Origin of the sequence: Streptomyces sp. NPDC001380 (genome assembly GCF_042895785.1) — a bacterium.
Taxonomy (GTDB): Bacteria; Actinomycetota; Actinomycetes; order Streptomycetales; family Streptomycetaceae; genus Peterkaempfera.
On the sequence record NZ_JBIAWP010000020.1, the window covers coordinates 56681 to 77455 of the forward strand.

General features: G+C 75.3%; 19 protein-coding genes. 17 read left to right on the top strand and 2 right to left on the bottom strand.

What is annotated here, in order from left to right; all coding sequences use genetic code 11:
* The first annotated feature begins 117 nt into the window (after nt 1–117).
* The 8 genes from ACFY07_RS22405 to ACFY07_RS22440 all read left to right on the top strand — a co-directional run bounded on the left by ACFY07_RS22405 (nt 118) and on the right by ACFY07_RS22440 (nt 10647).
* Entirely contained in the window at nt 118–2493 is a 2376-nt protein-coding gene (locus ACFY07_RS22405) for an immune inhibitor A domain-containing protein (protein WP_390870969.1), read from the top strand.
* A 218-nt stretch (nt 2494–2711) separates the two neighbouring features.
* Nucleotides 2712–3410, top strand: coding sequence for an endonuclease V (locus ACFY07_RS22410; protein WP_390870971.1), 699 nt, complete (start codon nt 2712–2714; stop codon nt 3408–3410).
* Nucleotides 3411–3440: 30 nt separating this feature from the next.
* Nucleotides 3441–4016: a Uma2 family endonuclease gene (locus tag ACFY07_RS22415; protein ID WP_390870973.1), complete on the top strand. Its 576-nt coding sequence runs from the start codon at nt 3441–3443 to the stop codon at nt 4014–4016.
* Between the two features lie 142 nt (nt 4017–4158).
* Entirely contained in the window at nt 4159–4551 is a 393-nt protein-coding gene (locus tag ACFY07_RS22420) for a hypothetical protein (RefSeq protein ID WP_390870975.1), read from the top strand.
* A 21-nt stretch (nt 4552–4572) separates the two neighbouring features.
* Nucleotides 4573–6132: a WXG100 family type VII secretion target gene (locus tag ACFY07_RS22425; protein WP_390870977.1), complete on the top strand. Its 1560-nt coding sequence runs from the start codon at nt 4573–4575 to the stop codon at nt 6130–6132.
* A 68-nt stretch (nt 6133–6200) separates the two neighbouring features.
* Nucleotides 6201–7670 carry a S8 family serine peptidase gene (locus tag ACFY07_RS22430; RefSeq protein ID WP_390870980.1) on the top strand — a complete coding sequence of 490 codons (1470 nt, stop codon included), beginning with the start codon at nt 6201–6203 and terminating at the stop codon, nt 7668–7670.
* A 239-nt stretch (nt 7671–7909) separates the two neighbouring features.
* On the top strand, nt 7910–8908 hold the full coding sequence (locus tag ACFY07_RS22435; protein ID WP_390870982.1) for a hypothetical protein: 999 nt from the start codon (nt 7910–7912) through the stop codon (nt 8906–8908).
* Between the two features lie 257 nt (nt 8909–9165).
* Nucleotides 9166–10647 (top strand): multicopper oxidase family protein, encoded by a 1482-nt coding sequence (locus ACFY07_RS22440; RefSeq protein ID WP_390870984.1) that lies wholly within the window; start codon nt 9166–9168, stop codon nt 10645–10647.
* A 119-nt stretch (nt 10648–10766) separates the two neighbouring features.
* On the opposite strand, the gene ACFY07_RS22445 is transcribed toward ACFY07_RS22440, so the two are convergent.
* The gene (locus tag ACFY07_RS22445) at nt 10767–11366 is read right to left on the bottom strand and encodes an isochorismatase family protein (RefSeq protein WP_230745685.1); all 600 of its coding nucleotides are present in this window, start codon (nt 11364–11366) and stop codon (nt 10767–10769) included.
* A 242-nt stretch (nt 11367–11608) separates the two neighbouring features.
* Nucleotides 11609–12976 (bottom strand): nicotinate phosphoribosyltransferase, encoded by a 1368-nt coding sequence (locus ACFY07_RS22450; RefSeq protein WP_390870986.1) that lies wholly within the window; start codon nt 12974–12976, stop codon nt 11609–11611.
* A gap of 194 nt (nt 12977–13170) precedes the next feature.
* Here ACFY07_RS22450 and clpS point away from each other — a divergent pair, with 194 nt between their 5' ends.
* The 9 genes from clpS to ACFY07_RS22495 all read left to right on the top strand — a co-directional run bounded on the left by clpS (nt 13171) and on the right by ACFY07_RS22495 (nt 20685).
* Nucleotides 13171–13536: an ATP-dependent Clp protease adapter ClpS gene (gene clpS, locus ACFY07_RS22455; RefSeq protein ID WP_230745689.1), complete on the top strand. Its 366-nt coding sequence runs from the start codon at nt 13171–13173 to the stop codon at nt 13534–13536.
* Between the two features lie 162 nt (nt 13537–13698).
* Nucleotides 13699–14406, top strand: a complete 708-nt coding sequence (locus ACFY07_RS22460) for an alpha/beta hydrolase (RefSeq protein WP_390870988.1) — start codon at nt 13699–13701, stop codon at nt 14404–14406.
* A 504-nt stretch (nt 14407–14910) separates the two neighbouring features.
* Nucleotides 14911–15507 (top strand): DUF2017 domain-containing protein, encoded by a 597-nt coding sequence (locus ACFY07_RS22465; RefSeq protein WP_390870991.1) that lies wholly within the window; start codon nt 14911–14913, stop codon nt 15505–15507.
* Nucleotides 15508–15937: 430 nt separating this feature from the next.
* The gene (locus ACFY07_RS22470; RefSeq protein WP_390870993.1) at nt 15938–17383 is read left to right on the top strand and encodes an amino acid permease; all 1446 of its coding nucleotides are present in this window, start codon (nt 15938–15940) and stop codon (nt 17381–17383) included.
* 115 nt (nt 17384–17498) lie between these two features.
* Entirely contained in the window at nt 17499–17930 is a 432-nt protein-coding gene (locus tag ACFY07_RS22475; RefSeq protein WP_230747210.1) for a Mov34/MPN/PAD-1 family protein, read from the top strand.
* 213 nt (nt 17931–18143) lie between these two features.
* The gene (locus tag ACFY07_RS22480; protein ID WP_390870996.1) at nt 18144–18254 is read left to right on the top strand and encodes a putative leader peptide; all 111 of its coding nucleotides are present in this window, start codon (nt 18144–18146) and stop codon (nt 18252–18254) included.
* A gap of 105 nt (nt 18255–18359) precedes the next feature.
* Nucleotides 18360–18638 (top strand): MoaD/ThiS family protein, encoded by a 279-nt coding sequence (locus ACFY07_RS22485; RefSeq protein ID WP_230747206.1) that lies wholly within the window; start codon nt 18360–18362, stop codon nt 18636–18638.
* On the top strand, nt 18638–19606 hold the full coding sequence (locus ACFY07_RS22490; RefSeq protein ID WP_230747205.1) for a PLP-dependent cysteine synthase family protein: 969 nt from the start codon (nt 18638–18640) through the stop codon (nt 19604–19606). Before ACFY07_RS22485 ends, ACFY07_RS22490 begins: the two co-directional genes overlap by 1 nt.
* Before the next feature lie 329 nt (nt 19607–19935).
* Entirely contained in the window at nt 19936–20685 is a 750-nt protein-coding gene (locus tag ACFY07_RS22495; RefSeq protein WP_390870999.1) for an MBL fold metallo-hydrolase, read from the top strand.
* Nucleotides 20686–20775: the final 90 nt, after the last annotated feature.

Consider the following 20775-nt stretch of genomic DNA (forward strand, 5'->3'; position numbering starts at 1 on the left):
GTCTTTCTTTTGTCGTACCGGTCCGATCAAATGTCCTCCACTTGGTACTCACTGGTTCACTGGGCGGCCACCGCCAGACTCCAGGGACCAGGCAGTCATGGGGAGGACGTCACCACGTTGAAGACGACCAAGAGAGCCGTCGCGGGTACCGCGACCGCGGCGCTCATAGCCGCGCTCGCCGCTGCGGCGCTGCCCGGCACGGCCTCCGCCGCCGGTCAGGACGCCGCCCCGGTGAGCCACGACCCGGCAGACACCCAGGTCCAGAAGGTCGACCACGACCTGCCGGGCCCGATGGGCGTCAAGCAGCAGGCCGAGCGCAAGGCCGCCCTGGAGAAGGTCCTCGACGGCACCGCCAAGGTCGAGAACCGCAACGGCAGCGAGACCGTGAAGCTCGCCCGGGACAAGTACGTCGAGCTCGGCCGTGAGCGTACGGACAAGATCTTCACCATCCTGGTCGAGTTCGGCGACCAGGTGGACAACACCACCATGTACGACCCCGACGGCAGCGGGCCCAAGCCCGCCGTCGTCAAGTACGGCGGCCAGCCCGGCCCGGCGCACAACACGATCGCCGCCCCGGACCGCACGAAGGACAACTCCACGGACTGGCTGCCGGACTACAACCAGCAGCACTACCAGGACATGTACTTCAGCAAGGCCGGCGACTCGCTCAAGACCTACTACGAGAAGCAGTCCTCGGGCCGCTACTCGGTCGACGGCGACGTCACCGACTGGGTCAAGGTCCCGTGGAACGAGGCCCGCTACGGCAGCGACTACTGCGGCGCGCACGTCTGCGCCAACGCGCAGCAGCTGATCCGTGACGGCGTCAACACCTGGGTCGCCGACCAGCAGGCGAAGGGCCGCACCACCGCCGACATCAAGGCCGAGCTCGCGTCCTACGACCAGTGGGACCGGTACGACTACGACGGCGACGGCAACTTCAACGAGCCCGACGGCTACATCGACCACTTCCAGATCGTGCACGCCGGCGAGGACCAGTCGGCGGGCGGCGGCGTCCAGGGCACCGACGCCCTGTGGGCCCACCGCTCGTACGCCTACGCCACCGGCCAGGGCACCTCGGGCCCCGACTTCAACAAGCTCGGCGGCACCCAGGCCGGCGACACCGGCATCTGGGTCGGCGACTACACGATGCAGCCGGAGAACGGCGGCCTCGGCGTCTTCGCCCACGAGTACGGCCACGACCTGGGCCTGCCCGACCTGTACGACACGGTCGGCCCGCAGGACAACTCGATCGGCTTCTGGTCCCTGATGTCCTCCGGCTCCTGGATGGGCAAGGGCCAGGACGCCATCGGCGACCTGCCGGACGACATGGACGTGTGGAGCAAGCTGCAGCTCGGCTGGCTCAAGTACGACACCGCCAAGGTCGGCGAGTCCAGCCGCCACCGCCTCGGCCCGGCGGAGTACAACACCGCCCAGGCCCAGGGCCTCGTCGTCGAGCTCCCCAAGAAGTCGGTGACCACCGCCATCAACACCCCGGCGGACGGCTCCTACGAGTGGTGGAGCGGCAGCGCGGACGACCTCAACGTCTCGCTGGCCCGTGACGTCGACCTGACCGGGAAGTCCTCGGCGACCCTCACCGCCAAGGGCTGGTACGACATCGAGCAGGACTACGACTACGGCTACGCCGAGGTCTCCACCGACGGCGGCGCCAACTGGACCGTCCTCGACGGAACCTTCAACGGCGAGCCGATCCCGCACAACGAGAGCGGCAAGGCCGGCCTCACCGGCAACAAGGCCGTCTGGGGCGACCTGGCCTACCCGCTGGACGCCTACGCGGGCAAGGCCGTCAAGGTCCGGTTCCACTACGTCACCGACGGCGGCCTGCACTACAAGGGCCTCGCCCTCGACGACATCGCGGTGACCGCCGACGGCTCCACCGTCTTCAGCGACGGCGTGGAGAACGGCGACAACGGCTGGGCGGCCGACGGCTTCCAGCGCATCACCGGGTCCGTCACCAACGAGTACCCGCAGTACTACCTGGCCGAGAACCGGCAGTACGTGTCCTACGACACCACGCTGAAGACCGGCCCGTACAACTTCGGCTTCGCCTCGAAGCCGGACTGGGTGGAGCACTACCCGTACCAGAACGGCCTCGTCGTCTGGTACTGGGACGGCTCGCAGACCGACAACAACGTCAGCGACCACCCCGGCAAGGGCCTCGTCCTCCCGGTCGACGCCCACGCCAAGCCCCTCCACTGGGCCGACGGCGCCCTCATGCGCCCGCGCATGCAGAGCTACGACTCCGCCTTCGGCCTGGACAAGACCGACTCCCTGACCCTGCACAGGGCCGACGCGGCCACCACCGTCCCGTCCCAGAAGGGCGTCCCGGTCTTCAACGACCACACGGGCACCTACTGGTACGCCGACAACCCGTACAGCAGCGTTCAGGTGCCGGACACCAGGACCAGCATCGAGGTCGTGTACGAGAGCCCCGACAAGCTCGAGTCCGTCGTCCGCGTGAAGCCGGTCAAGTAACACCCCGCACCACCCGCGCCCGGCCCGCCCCGACACGTTCGGGGCGGGCCGGGCCCTTTGCCGGGCCCTTTGTCGGGCCCTTTGCCGGGCCCTTGGGCCGGGGCCTTCCCCAGCCCCGCCCCGGGCCCCTGTGCCCCGCCCGCCCCGGCGCCCTCCGCCCGCCCCCGCCCGACCCTCCCGGGGCCCGGCGGCGGCCCCGCCCCGGTAGCCTCCCCGGGGTGAGCACTCCCGCCGCCCTGCCCCGCACCGAAGCCGAGGCCGTCGCCGAACAGGAGCGGCTCCGCCCCCTCGTCGACCGCCTCGGCCCCGGCCCCGACCCCGCCGCCGGCGGCACCGTCGCCGGCGTCGACGTCGCCTACGACGACGCACACGACCTCGTCGCCGCCGCGGCCGTCGTCCTCGACGCCGCCACCCTCGCGGTCGTCGACCGGGCCACCGCCGTCGGCCGCGTCGCCTTCCCCTACGTCCCCGGCCTCCTCGCCTTCCGCGAACTGCCCGCCGTCCTCGACGCCCTGGACCGCCTCACCGTCCGGCCCGGCCTCGTCGTCTGCGACGGCTACGGCGTCGCCCACCCCCGGCGCCTCGGCCTCGCCAGCCACCTCGGCCTGCTCACCGGCATCCCCTCCTTCGGCGTCGCCAAGACCACCTTCACCTTCACCTTCACCTGCGAGCCCCCCGGACCCCGCCGCGGCGACCACAGCCCCCTCCTCGACGGCGGTGAGGAGGTCGGCCGCGCCCTGCGCACCCGAGAAGGGGTCAAGCCCGTCCACGTCTCCGTCGGCCACGGCGTCTCCCTCGACCGCGCCTGCGCCCACACCCTGCGCCTCACCCCCCGCTACCGGCTGCCCGAGACCACCCGCCGGGCCGACTCCCTGTGCCGCCGCGCCCTGGCCGCCGCCCTGCGGGACGGCTCGTAGAATCGGTACACCCGACCTGCGGAGCCCCCCATGGACCCCTCGCTCTACGCGCGCCTCCGGGCCATCGCCGACGAGCTGCCCGTGACCCCGCCCGTCTGGGCCGTGGAGATCGGCGCCGAGGGCATCGTCATGATGATGAGCCCGGTCAAGCGGCACGAGCTCATCACCTTCCGTCTGGGGCGCCAGCTCAACGACCAGCTCGCCCGGACCCGCCCCGGCGTGATCGCCCACAGCGGTCCGGAGATCGAGTCGGTACCGCTGGGCCGGATGCGCCGTCCCGACCTCGTCGTCCTCCCGGAGGCCGTCCTGGAGGAGGAGGACGCCTTCGTCGACCCTGCCGACGTGCTCCTGGTGGCGGAGGTCGTCTCCGCGTCCAACCCCGACAACGACTACACGCAGAAGACCCGCGACTACCCCGCCATGGGCATCCCCCTCTACCTCATCGTGGACCCCCGCACGGGCACCCTCTCCGTCCTCTCCGATCCCGGCCCCGGCCCCGGCCCCGACGGGCAGCCCCGCTACCGGGCCCGCCACGACCACGTCTTCGGCGACCACGTCCCGGTCGGCCCCTGGACCGTCGACACCACCGGCTTCCTGACGTACTGACACCTCCGGGAGCCGCCGGCCCGCCCCCTCGCCCCGCCGCCCGGTGCGCAGCCGTCGGGGGCGGTGCCGCGTTCCCGGACGGACGGCCGTGTGTTAGACATGGATGCGCTGTGTCGCCGGAGGGCCGAGGGGGAGGCAGGCTGTGGCCGGTACGGGCTACCAGGTGAAGATCGACAACCTGCGGGAGTTCGCCGCCCGGGTGCGCGGGCTGCTCGCCGAGTTCGAGGCCGGCGCGGGCGGGGACCGGGTCCACGCCGGCAGCGGGGTCGCCGCCTCCAGCTTCGGCCTCTTCCCGGAGGCCCGGAGGCTCGACGAGCGGTACGGCATCATGCGCGACGCGCTCCGCGACGTCCTCGACACGCTCCACCAGGCCCTCGGCGAGGCCCAGCGCAACGCCGAAGCCACGGCCCGCAACTACGAAGAGCAGGAGCACGGCACCGCCGCCGCGATGCGCCGGGCCGCCGCGGACCCCTCCCCGTCGTCCCAGGACGCGCCGCCGACCCCGGCCGAGGCGCAGCAGGGCGGCACGTGGTGACGGGGAACGGAGAGGACCGCCATGGGTGACGCCGCCACCGACTTCGACAGCTACAGCCACGGCCAGCTCAAGGCCATGGTCGACGCCCTCGACCCCGGCGCCGTGATGCGCGCCGCCGACCCCTGGCGGCGCGCCTACGACACCCTCAAGGGCGTCCGCACGGCCTTGCAGTCCTACGCCGGCCAGGCCACCACCGGTTGGGAGGGCCGGGCCAGCGACGCCTTCCACGCGAACATGGACAGGCTGGCCGACCGCGTCAACAACACCGCCGAGTACGCCAACGACACGGCTGTCACCCTGGAGATCGTCTCCGACTCGATCGCCGAGGCCAAGGCCGCCATGCCCGACGAGCCGTCGGGCTGGGACAGCGCGACCGACTGGGTGGACGACAAGGTCTCCGGCCTCTTCGGCGCCGACGACGCCGACACCCGGCGGAGCGAGGCCGCCGCCCGCAAGCAGCAGGCCGTCGCCGTCATGCGCACCCTGGCGCAGCGCTACGAGAACTCGGCCGCGGTGCTGAGGCCGCCGAGGGCCGGTGACGACGACGAGGAGGACAACTGGTCTCCTCCGCCGGACGACCCGACGGGAGCGGGGGCGATCAGCGGCGTCATCATCGGTGCGGGCCTGGGAGGGGCTGCCGGCGCCTCGGGAGGCGGCGGCGCCGACGACCGGGCGCGAAGGACTCCTGGTTCGGTGCTGCAGGGCAGCCCCGGGGGAGGTGTCGCGCACGCCGCCCCGGCCACCGACGCGGGCGTCCACGGCGGTACGGCGACCTCCGTGCCGCCGGCCGCCGCCTCCCCGGGGCCGGCGGGCGGCGCAGCGGTCGGCACCGGCGGCTCCGTGGGGATCGCGGGAGGCGTCCGGGCCCCCGGTCCCCCTGCCGGGCCCGCCGTCGGCGGAGCCGGACCGGCCGTCACCGGGGGCGGCCGCCCCGCACCGGGACCCGGTGGAGGTGCTCCTGCGACCGGCGGCGGCCTCATCGGCGGCGGGCGCGCCGGTGGTGGCCTCATCGCCGGCGGCCGCGCCGGAGGTGTCCGTTCTTCCGGGGGGCTCGCCCCCGGTTCCGGCCGGGGCGTCCTCGCGGACTCCGGCGGTGAGGCCCCGGCCGGGGTCGGTCGGACAACTGCCGGGGGCCGTACGCCGCTTGCCGCCGGGGCCTCCGGGGCCTCCGGGGAGGCGGCTGCCGGACCCGGCGGCGGCCGTGGCATGGGCGGCTACGGCGCCGGGGCCGCCGGAGGCGTGTCGGGCGGTGCCCGCAGTGACGCCGGACGCGGCTCCCGGCTGACCGGCCGCTCCGGAGGCGTCGTCGGCGAGAGCGTCCCGGGCGGGCACGGCGCCGGCACCTTCACCGAGGGCGGCACCGGGCTCGGCAGCCGCCTGCGGGCCGGACAGCCCGGCGGCGGCCGCCCCGGCCGCCGGGCAGGGGCATCCGGCGGAGGCCGTGCCGCGATGCCCGGCGGTGCCGTGCACGGCGGACGCAGGCGCGAGGAGGACCGGCACGGCGACCGGCCCGACTACCTCGTCGAGGACGAGGACACCTGGGTCGACGGGGCCGTCCCCAATCCCCACGTGGTGGAATGACCGTCCAGGACGACCGCCCCGCGCGCAGGACCGCGGGGCGGTCGCATGATCGAGCGAGGTGGCCGCTGGTGAGGATCGGAGCACGAGGACGCGTCGCGGCCGTGGCGGCCGCAGCAGCCCTCCTGCTGGCAGGAGGAGCGGGCGGCGCCGCCGCCGACCAGGTGCGCGACGCCCAGTGGCCCCTCTTCAAGTACAGCGCGGCCAAGGACGTCTGGCCCGTCAGCCAGGGCCAGGGCGTGGTCGTCGGCCTCATCGACAGCGGGGTGGAGGCCGGCCACCAGGACCTGACCGGGCAGATCCTGCCGGGCGCCGACCTCTCCGGCGGTTCGTCGGACGGCCGCACCGACGAACTCGGCCACGGCACCGAGATGGCGGGCCTGATCGCCGGCCACGGCCACGGCCCCGGCGGCCGGGACGGTGTGATGGGCCTCGCGCCCAGGGCGAAGATCCTTCCTGTGAAGGTGCACCTGGCCAAGGACACCCTGGACCTCTCCTCCCAGGACACGCGGGTGGCCGACGCCATCCGGTACGCGGTCGACCACGGTGCCAAGGTCGTCAACATGTCGCTCGGCGGAGCCGGGGGCGGCAGCGACGAGCGCGCCGCCGTCCGCTACGCCGTGGACCACGACGTCGTCCTGGTGGCGTCCACCGGCAACAACGGCTTCGACCGAGTCGAGTACCCGGCGGCCGTTCCCGGGGTCGTCGCCGTCGGCGCCGTCGACGTCCGCGGAGACGTCTGGGAGAAGTCGAACCGCGGCTCCGAGGTCACGCTGGTCGCCCCCGGCGTCCATGTGCCGCACGCCAAGAACACCGGTCCGGCCGCCTACAACATGGGCAGCGGCACCTCCGACGCCACCGCGTACGTCTCCGCCGTCGCCGCGCTGGTGCGGGCGAAGTACCCGCAGCTGACGGCGGGACAGGTGATCACCCGGCTGATCAGGTCGGCGGTGGCCCCGCCCGACGGGAGCAGCGTGCCCAACCCCCGGTACGGCTACGGCATCGCCAGCCCCAAGCGGGCGCTGACCATGGACCTGCCGTCCGCGCCGAAGGGGAACCCGCTGCTGGACCGTCCCGAGTCGCAGGCCGATCCGGACGCCTCGGCGACGGCTGCGGCCGGCGGCGACTCCGCCGCGCGCCCGGCCGCGGACGGCGGCGGGGTGCCGCCGTGGGTGCCGGCGGCCGGCGGCGTGGTGGTGCTGGCGGCCGTGGTCGGCGCCGTCCTCGTGGTGCGGCGGCGCGGGCGCGGCCCGGGCGGTCCGGGCGGCCCGGGCGGGGGAGGCCCCGGCGGGCGTCCGCAGCCCTGGCAGCCCCCGTACCAGGGGCAGCAGGCCCACCCGCAGGGCCAGGGCCAGGGCCAGGTGCCGGGCCCGGCGTGGGGCGCGCCGCAGCCGTACGGCCAGGCGTACCCGCCGCAGCCGTCCCAGCCCAACCCCTACGCGCAGCCCGGCCTTCCCCCGCAGCACCAGGCGCAGCCGCACCAGCCGCAGAGCCAGCCCCAGCAGAACCCGTACCAGCAGCCCGACCCCTACCGGCAGTGACCCAGGGTGACCGGTGGGCCGCCCGGGGGTGGGCGGCCCGTCCGGTCCCCGGGGCGTCCGGCCCGAAGGGCCCCGCACCTGCGGTTGCTCCGCACGGGTGAAGCGGGGCACGGTCGTTCGTGGTCTGTTCGGGTGAGGGTAGGCGGACTTTAGCCCCGGTGCGTCCCGGGTCGTCGACGGGCCTGTAACAGCGGCCGTTTTCGGGGGAGCCGACGGCGGCGTCCGGGGATGGTGGGGCCATGAACCACCAGACCCCCTCTCCGGTCCCCTCCCTCGACGACCTCGCCCGTCTGCAGTGCAACGTGGTGACGGCCAGTCAGCTCCGCTCGCGGGGCGTTCCGGCCCGCACCATCACCGAGCACTGCCGCCACGGCGGCCCCTGGCAGCGGATCCTGCCCCGTGTCTTCGTGCTCCAGCCCGACCCTCCGACGCCCGAGCAGCGGATGTGGGCGGCGCTGCTGTACGCCGCGCAGAACGGCATGGCGGAGCGCCGCGGCGCACCGGTGATCACCGGGGCGGCGGCGCTGGCCCTGTACGGCTTCACCTCGGTGCCCCGGCTGCCGGCCGTGTACGGGGTGGACGTGCTGGTGCCGCGTCAGCGGCGGCTGCGCGACGCGGGGGAGGTGCGGATCCTGCGCACCGACCGGTCGCTGGAGGCCCGCCTGGTGCACGGCCTGGCGTGTGCGCCGATGGCGCGGGCGGTGGCCGACACGCTGGCCTCGTCGGACGTGGTGTCCCGCCCGGGTGCGGTCCGGGCGCTGCTGCGGGAGGCGGTCGCGGAGCGCGGCTGCCCGGTGCGCGAGCTGGCGGCCGAGCTGCGCGACGCGGGGCTGCTCGCGGCGGTGCCGGTGCGGGCGGCGCTGGACGAGGTGCTGGCGGCCGTCCGGGAGGGGGCCCGGGAGACCCTGCGCGGGCTGCTGGCAGGGTGGCTGCTGCCGGAGCCGGTCTGCGGCGTGGAACTGCGGATGCGGGGCGGGACCTTCGTCGCGGTGCCGGACGTGTTCTGGCCGGGGCGCGGTGTGGCGGTGGAGCTGGACTCGGACGTCCGCTGCGTCAGCGAGGGGGAGTCGGCGTGGGTGCGCGCCTGCCAGCACCGGATGGAGCACCTGGGGGTGCGGGTGGTCTACCTGGCGTCGGAGCGGTTGGTGTCGGAGCCGGCGGCGGTGGAGGAGGAGCTGCGGACGGCGCTGGCGGCGGGCGGCCTGGACCCGGTGCGGCTGGTGGCGGACCACGGATGAGGGGCCGCCGCCGTGCCCGTCCTGCACCCGCCGTCCCCTTCCGTCCGGCTCGCCGCCGGTGCCGCGTCCCTCTCCCCGCGGGTCCGCCGCCCCGGCCTCCGGTGCCGGGGGAGACCGCTGCTGACGGTCGGACACGACCCCCGGCTGCGCCTTCCCGTGGCCCGCCGTCCCTCTCCGGGGGCCCGTCTGCCGCTGTTCGAGTGGAGCAGTCTAATGATCCGTTAATCACATAAATAGTCTGGTTAGCGTCCTGAGGTATGGACGACATCGCTCCGCCCGCACACCTCCCCGGGCGGCCGGGCATCTCCCGGCGACGCTTCATGGCGGGCCTCGCCTGCGCCGCCTCCGCGGCGCTCGGCACCACCGGACTCGTACTGCCGGCAGGCAGGGCGGCCGCCGCCACCCGGCTCCCGATACCCGAGATGCTGGTCCCCACCCGCCGCAACGGCGCCTGGGTCTTCCCCCTGCGCGCCGCCTTCGGCACGCACGAGCTGCTGCCCGGGGTCCGGAGCAGCAGCGCCGGGTTCAACGGCTCCTACCTCGGCCCCACCCTCCGGGTGCGCAACGGGCAGAAGGTCCGCTTCGAGGTCACCAACGACCTCGACGAGGACCTGGCCGTCCACTGGCACGGCGCCCACGTCCCGCCCGAGGCCGACGGCGGCGTGCACTCCGCCTTCGCCCCCGGTGAGACCTGGTCGCCCGAGTTCACGGTGAAGCAGGAGGCCGCGACCCTCTGGTACCACCCCCACACCATGGACCGCACCGCCCGCCAGATCTCCTGGGGCCTGGCCGGCCTGCTCATCGTCGACGACGCCTCGGCCGGCTCCGCAGCCCTGCCCGGCGCCTACGGCACCGACGACGTCCCGGTGATCCTGCAGAGCGTCGCCGTGGGCGACGACGGCGGCATCAGGTACGACGCGGACGGGTTCGCCGACCGCGACGTCTCCTTCCCCTTCGTCGTCAACGGCGCACCCCTCGACGGCGCGCCGCTGGACTTCACCGCCACCCGGGGGCGCGTGCGCCTGCGCCTGCTCAACGCCTGCCTCGCCGAGGAGCTCGTCGTCACCCGCACCGACGGCCGCCCCCTCGTCCAGGTCGCCACCGAGTCCGCGCTCCTCCCCGGCCCCCTCAGCACCGGCGCGGTCCGGCTGCCCGCCGGCTGCCGCGCCGAGGTCGTCGTCGACGTCGACCGGTCGGTCACCCTCCGCGCGGCCGTCCGGACCCGGGTCGGACGCCGCCGCGACGGCAGCCACGACTTCCTGCGGCTGCTCCCCGCCAGGGGCGCCCCCCGGCCCAGGGCGCTGCCGTCCCGGCTCAACACCATCCGCCGCTTCGACACCTCCCGCCTCAGGCCGCGGCGGATCGCCCTCACCGAGAACGGCGGCCTGCTCGGCATCGACGGCGTGTCCGGCACCACCATGGAGGCGATGGACCGCGCCACCATCACGGTCCGCAAGGACGTCCTGGAGCTGTGGGAGGTGGTCAACCGCTCCCCGCGGGACCACTCCTTCCACATCCACGACGTGCCGTTCCAGCTGGTCTCGGTCGGCGGGCGCAAGCCGCGGGGCGCCGAACTCGGCTGGCGCGACACCGTGGCGGTCCCCCAGGGCAGCAGCATCCGCATCGCGGTGCGCTTCACCGACTTCGCCTCGGAGAAGTACACGTACATGCTCCACTGCCACATGGCCCAGCACGAGGACCTGGGCATGATGACGTCCCTCAAGGTCAAGGCACGCTGACCCGCCGGGTCCGCGCGGTCCGCCCGGCCCGGCCGGTCCGCGCGGCCCCTCCGGTCCGCCCGCGCGTCGGGCCCCGGCCCCGGCCGCCGGCCGGGCCCGACGGGGCCGCCCGTCCGGGCTCAGCCGGCGGCCACCACCGGGGTGCCGCTGAGGGCGACGCCTGCGGCGCGCAGCTGCTCCAGCGCCCGCTCCGTGGTCCCCGCCGCCACGCCCGCCGTCAGGTCCAGCAGCACCCGGGTGCGGAACCCCTCCCGGGCGGCGTCCAGCGCCGTGGCCCGCACGCAGTGGTCCGTGGCGATGCCCACCACGTCCACCTCCTCCACGCCGCGCGAGCGCAGCCAGACCGCCAGGGGCACGCCGTTCTCGTCCCGGCCCTCGAAGCCGCTGTACGCCGCCGCGCGGGCGCCCTTGTCGAAGACGGCCTCGACCGCGCCGGAGATCACGGCGGGCGCGAAGTTCGGGTGGAAGCCCACCCCCTCGGTGCCCGCCACGCAGTGGACCGGCCAGCTGTGCACGAAGTCCGGGTGGTCGGAGAAGTGGTCGCCGGGGTCCAGGTGGTTGTCCCGGGTGGCCACGACGTGCGCGTAGCCCGCCGCGCTCGCGCTCTCGGCGACCAGGTCGGTGATCGCCGCGGCCACCTCGGACCCGCCCGGGACGGCCAGGCTGCCGCCCTCGCAGAAGTCGTTCTGCACGTCGACGACGATCAGTGCCCGATGCATGGGTCCTCGCTTACCAGACGGAGCCGGCGGACCGGGGGCGGTCCCGCGGCCTGATGAGGTAGAGCCTAGGGAGCGCGGGCGGCCTGCGGGAGGGGGCCCCGGGCGCCGCGCCCCGCGCCCCGCGCCGCCCGTACCGGTCCCGCGCCCCGCGCCGCCCGCCCTCCGCGGCGCCGGGGCCGGGCCCTGCCGTCGCGGGCGACCCCGGCCGGCCCGCTGACCGGCCCGCCCACCGGCCCCGGCCGTCACCCCCCTGCGGTGCCCGCCCCCGGGGCCGCCGCCGTCTCCGTCACCAGCACCGGCTCGCCCCGCGACAGCTGCGTCGCCGACAGCGGCAGCCCCGCCCGCGCCGCTGCGTGCCGGGCCCGCGCGGCGGCCAGCGGCTCCCGCCCGACCACCTCGCCGCCGCGCACCAGCGGCACCTGCAGCAGCCGGTCCGCCAGCGCCGCCGGCACCGGGCCGGTGCCGACCACCTCGGCCTCGGCCACGCCGTCCGCGTCCAGCCGCCGCGCCGCCCACTTGCGCCCGCCGCGGCTCGTCTTGCCGCCCGCCGACCGCTTGGCCACCGGCACCAGCGGCGCGTCCGGGCCGGTCCCCGACGCCCGCGCCACCAGCTTGTAGACCATCGCGCACGTCGGGTGCCCGCTGCCGGTGACCAGCGAGGTCCCGACCCCGTAGGCGTCCACCGGCGCCGCCGCCAGGGCCGCGATCGCGTACTCGTCCAGGTCCGAGGTGACCAGGATCCGCGTCTTCGTCGCGCCCAGCTCGTCCAGCTGGCGGCGCACCCGGTGCGCGAGCAGCAGCAGGTCGCCGGAGTCGATCCGCACCGCGCCCAGCTCCGGCCCGGCGACCTCCACGGCCGTGCGCACCGCCTCCTCCAGATCGTAGGTGTCCACGAGCAGCGTCGTGCCGCGGCCCATGGAGGCGACCTGGGCGGTGAAGGCGTCCCGCTCGGTGTCGTGCAGCAGCGTGAAGGCGTGCGCGCTGGTCCCGACCGTGGGGATCCCGTACCGGAAGCCCGCCTCCAGGTCGGAGGTGGAGCCGAACCCGGCCACGTACGCGGCGCGGGCGGCCGCCGTCGCGGACCGCTCGTGGGTGCGGCGCGCCCCCATTTCGACGCACGGCCGGTCCCCGGCCGCCGCCGTCATCCGGGAGGCCGCGGCCGCCACCGCCGAGTCGTGGTTGAGGATCGACAGCACCACCGTCTCCAGCACCACCGCCTCGGCGAAGCTGCCCTCGACGGTGAGGACCGGCGACCCCGGGAAGTACACCTCGCCCTCCGGGTAGCCGCTGATGTCGCCCCGGAACCGGTAGTCGGCCAGCCAGCGCAGGGTCGCCTCGTCCACCACGCCGTTGTCCGACAGCCAGTCCAGCCGCGCGCCGTCGAACCGGAAGGACTCCACGGCGTCGAGCACCCGGCCGGTGCCCGCGACGACGCCGTACCGGCGGCCCTCGGGCAGGCGGCGGGTGAAGACCTCGAACACCGAGCGCCGGTGCGCGGCGCCGCTGCGGAGCGCGGCCTGCAGCATGGTGAGCTCGTAGTGGTCGGTGAGCAGCGCCGTGGAGGGTGCGCCGGGGGCGCGGTCGGCGCCGGATGCGTCCGTGACGTCCATACCGGGGATGCTACCCCCTTAGCGTCACTTTGACGATTTAGGGGGTGCGGTGTTCCCTGGCACACCGGGAGCGCGCCGGACGTGCGGGGGAGCACGGGAGGGGCGCCCCGTCGCGGGCCGGACGCGCCCCGGACCCGCGCCGGACGCGCCCCGGGCGAGGGCCGGGATCGCAACGGGGGCGCCCGGATGGCAGCATGGTCCCTGTGGGGACGCGCCCGAGTGCGGGTGCGCGTGCAAGCAGCGAAGGGGACGCAGTCGTGAGCGTCGCGCCGGTCGAGATCGAGCGCACCGAGTCGGAGTCGGCCTCCGCCGCGGTCCCGGAGCCCGACACCCCCTGGGTGACGATCGTGCACAACGACCCCGTCAACCTCATGAGCTACGTCGTGTACGTCTTCCAGTCGTACTTCGGCTACCCCAAGGAGAAGGCCCGCGAGCTCATGCTCGACGTGCACCACAAGGGCCGGGCCGTCGTCTCCAGCGGCAGCCGCGAGGAGATGGAACGCGACGTCCAGGCCATGCACGGCTACGGCCTGTGGGCCACGCTGCAGCACGACCGGTGACCGCCGGGCCCGGCCGAACCGGCCGGGCCCGGCCTGCGGGCCGACCCGTCCGCCGCCGCCTCCCGCGCGTGACGCACCTCCCTCCGCCTCGCGGATTACCCTCCCGCCCCACGGGGAAGCACGGACGCGTCGACCACCCCCCGAACGAGCCGGAGGACCGGGATGCCGACCACGCGCGAGCCCGCACTGACCCCGCGTCAGGGCGACGGCGCCGTCAGGGCCGTCGCCCTGGCCCTGCCCGGGGGCTCGGTCGCCAGCACGCGCCGGCCGCTGCGGATCGCCGCATGGGGGCTGCGCCCGCTGCTGGAGCGGCTGAACGCGGTCGGCGGACCCGCGGGCGTCGCCGCGCACGTGCTCAGGTACCGGTACCGGGGCTGGAACGGCGCCGAGGCGCACACGGCCGCCGACACGCAGTGGGCGCTGGAGGAGGTCCGGCGGCGCTACGGCGACGTCCCGGTGGCACTGGTCGGCAACTCGCTCGGCGGCCGGGCCGCGTTCTGGGCGGCCGGGCACCCGCTGGTGGTGAGCGTCGCCGGGGTCGCGCCGTGGCTTCCGGACGGCGACCCGGTCGACCAGCTGGCGGGCCGCAGGGTGCTGATCCTCCACGGGGACCGGGACCGCAGCGAGGCCGCTCCCGAGCTGTCGCTGGCCTATGCCGAGCGGGCCCGGAAGGCGACCCCCGACCTCTGCCGGCTGGAGGTGGGCGGGGCCGGCCACCTGATGCTCGGCCGGGCACCGGACGTCTGGGCGCTCACCGCCGACTTCGTCCTGGGCACGCTGGGCGTCCGGCCGCTCGCCCCGCTCGTCACCGACGCCATGGCGGCCGACGGCTCGCTGCGCACCCCGCTGCCCGTGGGCTTCGGGCGCTGACCGGCGCCTGCCCGGCGAGCGCTCCGGCGGTCGGGTGACCCGGCGGTCCGGGCGGTCCGGGCGGTCCGGGCGGTCGGGCGGTGAAGAGGCCGGGGATCCGGCGCCCGGGGCCCGGTCCGGGCGCATGCGGGGTGGCGAAGCCGGACCTGCCATGGGGCACAATCGTCCATAATGACCCCGTCGGCCTCACGGGCGGCGTCGTCCGCGTCCTCCAGACGTGCTTCGGCCACCCCGTGGAGAAGGTCCGCGCGCTCACACCCGACGCCCGTGCCGGAGGGGCCGGACCGCCGTCCCCGGCGGCACCCGCGAGGAGGCGGAGCGCGACGCGCGGGCCCTGTGCGGCCGCGGCCTGCCCGGCCACGGCCTGCGGGCCACGACCGGCGGCGGTCCCGGCCCCGCCCGTGGCGGGCGCGGCGGCCCCGGCCGCCCACCACCGGTCCCGGCACCCGCGCGCGGGACCGGAAGACGACGCGAGACGCAACACGAAGGGCGCCCTGAGGCCTGATGGCAGGACTGTTCGAGACGACCCCCGGCGGCGGCGCGGCGATCGCGCTCGACGAGGTGGAGGTCTCCATCCTCCGCAGCCTCGCCGTGCAGATGCTGGAGCTCATCGGCCCCGGACCCGCCGACGGGCCCGACGCCGACCCGCTGGCCGCCCTCTTCGCCGAGGGCCCCACCACCCCGCCCGACGACCCGGCGCTCGCCCGCCTCTTCCCCGACGCCTACGGCACGCCCGGCGCCGAGCCCGACGACGAGCAGCGGGCCGCCGCCGCCGAGTTCCGCCGCTACACCGAACCCGACCTGCGCGCCCGCAAGCGCGACGACGCCCTCGCCGTCGTCCGCTCCCTCGACGGCTTCTCCGCCGCCACCGCCGGGGGCAGGGGCGGCGTCCTGCGCCTCGACGCCGAGCAGTGCCGCCGCTGGCTCGGCGCCCTCAACGACCTGCGCCTCACCCTCGGCGCCCGCCTGGAGGTCACCGACGACGCCGAGGACGAGCGGCTCTACCGGCTGTCCGACGACGACCCGGTCAAGCCGCTGGTCATGGCGTACCTGTGGCTGGGCGCCATGCAGGAGTCCCTCGTCGAGGCACTCACCGCCTGACCCGGCTCGGCCCGGGCCGGCCCGCACGCGCTTCCGCCGGCCCGTCCGCGCTTCCGCCTGCCTGCCTGCCCGCCCGCCGCCCGCGACGCCCCGCCCGCCCCGCGCCCGGCCGGGCGCAGGCCTCCGGGACCGCCGCCCCCGCCGTCCGCCGCCCCGTGTCCGGCCCCGCGTGCGCCCCGCCCCCGTGCGCCCCACCCGCCGGACCGCCGCCCGCGCGCACCCCGCTCCCACCCGGCCTGTCCGCATCCGGCCTGTCCGCATGGTGGACTCCCGGCGGGCGCAAACCGCCATGCAAAGGGATGAACCATCCCTTCGGATGCTCAAATCGCGATCAGATCCGTACCGGCATCCGGGCGCCCGGTGATACGACTGCATGATCACTCCCGGGCCGGGACCCCGTCCGGGCAGCGGATGAAAGGTCGCACCACCCATGGCAGGACAGAACCCCGACGAGGGATACGAGCGCGGACTCGGCAGCCGGCAGATCCAGATGATCGCCATCGGCGGCGCCATCGGCACCGGCCTCTTCCTCGGCGCCGGCACCGCCATCCACAAGGCCGGCCCCAGCCTGGTGCTCTCCTACGCGGTCGCCGGAGCAGTCGTCTTCTGCATCATGAGGGCCCTGGGCGAACTGCTCACCTACCGCCCCGTCTCCGGCTCCTTCGCCGAGTACGCCCGCGAGTTCCTGGGCCCCTTCGCCGGCTTCGTCACCGGCTGGACCTACTGGCTCATGTGGGTCGTCACCGGCATGGCCGAGGTGACCGCCGCCGCCGTCTACATCCACTACTGGGCGCCCTCGATCCCCCAGTGGGCCAGCGCCCTGCTCTTCCTCGTCGTCCTCTGCACCGCCAACCTCATCTCGGTGAAGCTCTTCGGCGAGATCGAGTTCTGGTTCTCCCTGATCAAGGTCGCCGCCATCATCGGCATGATCCTGATCGGCGTCGGCGTCCTCACCCTCGGCTTCAGCGACGCCGCCGACACCGCCTCCGCCACCCACCTCTGGGCCGACGGCGGCCTCTTCCCCAACGGCGTCGGCTCCACCCTGACGACCCTCCAGATCGTCATGTTCGCCTACCTCGGCGTCGAACTCGTCGGCGTCACCGCAGGCGAGAGCGAGAACCCCGAGAAGACCCTCCCGCGCGCCATCAACACCCTCCCCGTGCGCATCGGCGTCTTCTACGTCGGCGCCCTCCTCGTCATCCTCTCCCTCGTGACCTGGAGCGAGTTCCAGCCCGGCGCCTCCCCCTTCGTCGCCGCCTTCAGCCGCATCGGCATCCCCGCCGCCGGCGGCATCGTCAACTTCGTCGTCCTGACCGCAGCCCTCTCCTCCTGCAACTCCGGCATGTACTCCACCGGACGCATGCTCCGCGACCTCGCCCTCCGCGGCCAGGCACCCGGCGCCGTCACCCGCCTCAACAACCGGCGCACCCCCGCCGCCGCCATCACCGTCTCCGCCCTGCTCATGGGCGTCGGCGTCGTCCTCAACTACACCGCCCCCGCCAAGGCCTTCACCTACGTCACCTCCGTCGCCACCGTCGCCGGCATCTGGACCTGGGCCGTCATCCTCCTCAGCCAGATCCGCTACCACGCCGCCCACCGCGCCGGACGCCTCCCCGCCCCCGCCTTCCGCGCCCCCGGCGCCCCCTGGACCAGCTGGGTGGCCCTCGCCTTCCTCGCCTTCGTCACCGTCCTCATCGCCCTCGACGCCGACGCCCGCGTCTCGCTCTACGTCTTCCCCGTCTGGGCGCTGCTGCTGACCGCCGGATACGCCGTGCTGCGCCGCCGCAACCCGGCCGCCGTCGCCGCCCCCGCCCCGGTGCCCGCCCCCGCCGCAGCCGCGGCCGGGACCGCCGAGCCCGCGTCCGCCGACGCCTGAACGGCCCCGGAACCCACGGCCCCCCCGGAACCCACGGCACCCCCGCCGCCGGCCCTCCCGCCCCCGCCCGGGACGGGAGGGCCCGGCACGCCGGGCCCCGCATATCCTGGCCCGCATGCTGACCATCACCCGTGAGCTCCACGACGCGATCGTCGCCCACGCCCGCGCCGACCACCCCGACGAGGCCTGCGGCGTCGTCGCCGGACCCGCCGGCAGCGACCGCCCCGAGCGGTTCGTCCCCATGCTCAACGCCGCCCGCTCGCCCACGTTCTACGAGTTCGACTCCGCCGACCTCCTCAAGCTCTACCGGGACATGGACGACCGCGACGAGGAGCCCGTCGTGATCTACCACTCCCACACCGCCACCGAGGCCTACCCCTCCCGCACCGACGTCTCCTACGCCTCCGAGCCCGGCGCCCACTACGTCCTCGTCTCCACCGCCGACTGCGGCAACGGCGAGGGGCCCTTCCAGTTCCGCTCGTTCCGCATCGTGGACGGCGTGGTCACCGAGGAGGACGTCGAGGTCGTCGACGCCCCCCGCGGCTGACCCGGTCCGCGCCCGGTCCGCGGCCTGCCCGCACCCGGTCCGCGGCCGGCCCGAGCCCGGTCCGCGGCCTGCCCGCGACCGGCCGCCGCCCGCCCGCCGGCGGCCCCCGGCCGGACCCCCGGCCCGGTCCCGCGTACCGGCATGCGGGACGCCGCCGTCCACCCGTCGGGACGGACATCCCGTCCGCAGTCCGGGAATCGATACGATGGGCACATGCGTTCCGTCGATGTGAGCACCAAGGACCCGGGCACCCGCCTCGTGGCGCGGCTGCACATCGACCTGTGCCGCCTCGCCTCCGGCGCCTGTCGCCCCGACGCAGGCTGACCGCGGCACACCCGCGCCCGCCGCCGGGGCGCACCCGCCCCGGGCCCCCGCCCGCACCCACGCCCGCGCCCACCGCGGCGCCCGCCACCCACCAGGAGCGCAGCCATGGCCATCGAGGTCCGCATCCCGACGATCCTCCGCACCTACACCGACGGGCAGAAGGCCGTCGAGGGCAGCGGAGCGACCCTGGACGCCCTCTTCGCCGACCTGGACGCCCGCCACCCCGGCCTCCGCGACCGCCTCGTCGACGGCGGCGAGCTGCGCCGGTTCGTCAACGTCTACCTCAACGACGAGGACGTCCGCTTCCTCGACGGCATCTCCACCGGCCTCGCGGACGGCGACAGCGTCACCATCCTCCCCGCCGTCGCCGGCGGCGCGCGCTGATGCGCTACGACACCCCCCTCGACGCCGTCGGCAACACCCCCCTCGTCGGCCTCCCGAGGATCTCCGCCGCCGTCCCCGGCAACGACTCCGGGGACGTGCGGCTCTGGGCCAAGCTGGAGGACCGCAACCCCACCGGCTCCATCAAGGACCGGCCCGCCCTCCACATGATCGAACAGGCCGAGGCCGACGGCCGCCTCACCCCCGGCTGCACCATCCTCGAGCCCACCAGCGGCAACACCGGCATCTCCCTCGCCATGGCCGCCAGGCTCAAGGGCTACCGCATGGTCTGCGTCATGCCCGAGAACACCAGCCGCGAACGCCGGGAACTCCTCACCATGTGGGGCGCCGAGATCATCCCCTCCCCGGCCGCCGGCGGCTCCAACACCGCCGTCCGCGTCGCCAAGGAGATCGCCGCCGAGCACCCCGACTGGGTCATGCTCTACCAGTACGGCAACCCCGACAACGCCGGCGCCCACTACGCCACCACCGGCCCCGAGATCCTCGCCGACCTCCCCACCGTCACCCACTTCGTCGCCGGCCTCGGCACCACCGGCACCCTCATGGGCGTCGGCCGCTACCTGCGCGAGAAGGTCCCCGGCATCCGGATCGTCGCCGCCGAACCCCGCTACGACGACCTCGTCTACGGCCTGCGCAACCTCGACGAGGGCTTCGTCCCCGAGCTCTACGACGCCGACGTCCTCACCACCCGCTTCAGCGTCGGCTCCGAGGACGCCGTCACCCGCACCCGCGAACTCCTCCAGCTCGAGGGCATCTTCGCCGGCGTCTCCACCGGGGCCATCCTCCACGCCGCCATCGGCGCCGGCCGCAAGGCCGCCCGCGCCGGCGAACGCGCCGACATCGTCTTCACCGTCTGCGACGGCGGCTGGAAGTACCTCTCCACCGGCATCTACACCGCCGCCACCACCGAGGAGGCCGTCCAGGCCCTCCAGGGCCAGCTCTGGGCCTGACCCCGGCCCCGCCACGCACCCCCCGGGCCCCCGCCGACCACCGGCGGGGGCCCGCGCCGTCCCGCCCCTCGCAGCGGGGCCCCCGCCGCCCCGGCGCCCCTCACGCCGCCCCGGCACCCCCTCGGCGACCCCCGCGCGGAGCACCCCGGCCCCACCCCCCGAGGAGCCGGCACCCGCCCCCCGGCCGCCCCTCGTCCTGGTGATTCCCGACACAACGCGGCACGCACAAGGGGACCGGGTGCCGCCACGCCCTTACGCTCGACACCGACTCGCGAAAGCAGCATCACCGGCCGGCCCGGCCGGTACGAGCCGGTGCGGAGGGGCGCGGCATGGACCTGACCGTCGTGGGGTGCTCGGGAAGCTTCCCGTCACCCGACTCCCCCTGCTCCTGCTACCTCGTCGAGGCCGACGGCTACCGCCTCGTCATCGACCTCGGCAACGGGGCCCTCGGCGCCCTCCAGCGCCACTGCGGCCTCTACGACGTCGACGCCGTCCTCCTCAGCCACCTCCACGCCGACCACTGCATCGACATGTGCGCCTACTGGGTCGCCCGCAACTACCGCGTCGGCGGCTGCCCCGACCCCCTGCCCGTCCACGGGCCCCAGGGCACCGCCGAACGCCTCGCCCGCGCCTACGACATGGACGAGCAGCCCGGCATGAAGGAGGTCTTCGACTTCCACACCCTCACCTCCGGCACCTTCACCCTCGGCCCCCTCCGCATCACCGCCGCCCCCGTCGCCCACCCCGTCGAGGCCTACGGCTTCCGCATCGAACACGGCGGACACGTCCTCGCCTACTCCGGCGACACCGGCCCCTGCCCCGAACTCACCACCCTCGCCCGCGACGCCGACCTCCTCCTCTGCGAGGCCTCCTTCACCCACGGCCTCGAGGACATCCCCGACCTCCACCTCAACGGCCGCCAGGCCGGCGAGACCGCCGCCGCAGCAGGCGCCCGCCGCCTCGTCCTCACCCACATCCCCCCGTGGACCGACACCGGGCGCAACCTCGCCGACGCCCGCGCCGCCTACCCCGGCCCCGTCGAAGCCGCCCGCTCCGGCGCCGTCTACCACCTCGGCTGACCCGTCGGCCGCCCCGGCCGCACCCTCCGCCGCCCCAACCGGACCGAGCGCCCCGACCGGACCGCCCCGGACCGGCAGCACCCCCAGGCG

Excerpts from the sequence above, each read along its gene's own strand:
- ACFY07_RS22460 (WP_390870988.1), top strand. The coding sequence starts at position 13,699 with ATGCCGACCACGCGCGAGCCCGCACTGACCCCGCGTCAGGGCGACGGC.
- ACFY07_RS22470 (WP_390870993.1), top strand. The coding sequence starts at position 15,938 with ATGGCAGGACAGAACCCCGACGAGGGATACGAGCGCGGACTCGGCAGC.
- ACFY07_RS22475 (WP_230747210.1), top strand. The coding sequence starts at position 17,499 with ATGCTGACCATCACCCGTGAGCTCCACGACGCGATCGTCGCCCACGCC.
- ACFY07_RS22440 (WP_390870984.1), top strand. The coding sequence starts at position 9,166 with ATGGACGACATCGCTCCGCCCGCACACCTCCCCGGGCGGCCGGGCATC.
- ACFY07_RS22450 (WP_390870986.1), bottom strand. The coding sequence starts at position 12,976 with ATGGACGTCACGGACGCATCCGGCGCCGACCGCGCCCCCGGCGCACCC.
- ACFY07_RS22435 (WP_390870982.1), top strand. The coding sequence starts at position 7,910 with ATGAACCACCAGACCCCCTCTCCGGTCCCCTCCCTCGACGACCTCGCC.
- ACFY07_RS22480 (WP_390870996.1), top strand. The coding sequence starts at position 18,144 with ATGCGTTCCGTCGATGTGAGCACCAAGGACCCGGGCACCCGCCTCGTG.
- ACFY07_RS22490 (WP_230747205.1), top strand. The coding sequence starts at position 18,638 with ATGCGCTACGACACCCCCCTCGACGCCGTCGGCAACACCCCCCTCGTC.
- ACFY07_RS22485 (WP_230747206.1), top strand. The coding sequence starts at position 18,360 with ATGGCCATCGAGGTCCGCATCCCGACGATCCTCCGCACCTACACCGAC.
- ACFY07_RS22465 (WP_390870991.1), top strand. The coding sequence starts at position 14,911 with ATGGCAGGACTGTTCGAGACGACCCCCGGCGGCGGCGCGGCGATCGCG.
- clpS (WP_230745689.1), top strand. The coding sequence starts at position 13,171 with ATGGTCCCTGTGGGGACGCGCCCGAGTGCGGGTGCGCGTGCAAGCAGC.
- ACFY07_RS22495 (WP_390870999.1), top strand. The coding sequence starts at position 19,936 with ATGGACCTGACCGTCGTGGGGTGCTCGGGAAGCTTCCCGTCACCCGAC.
- ACFY07_RS22425 (WP_390870977.1), top strand. The coding sequence starts at position 4,573 with ATGGGTGACGCCGCCACCGACTTCGACAGCTACAGCCACGGCCAGCTC.
- ACFY07_RS22415 (WP_390870973.1), top strand. The coding sequence starts at position 3,441 with ATGGACCCCTCGCTCTACGCGCGCCTCCGGGCCATCGCCGACGAGCTG.
- ACFY07_RS22445 (WP_230745685.1), bottom strand. The coding sequence starts at position 11,366 with ATGCATCGGGCACTGATCGTCGTCGACGTGCAGAACGACTTCTGCGAG.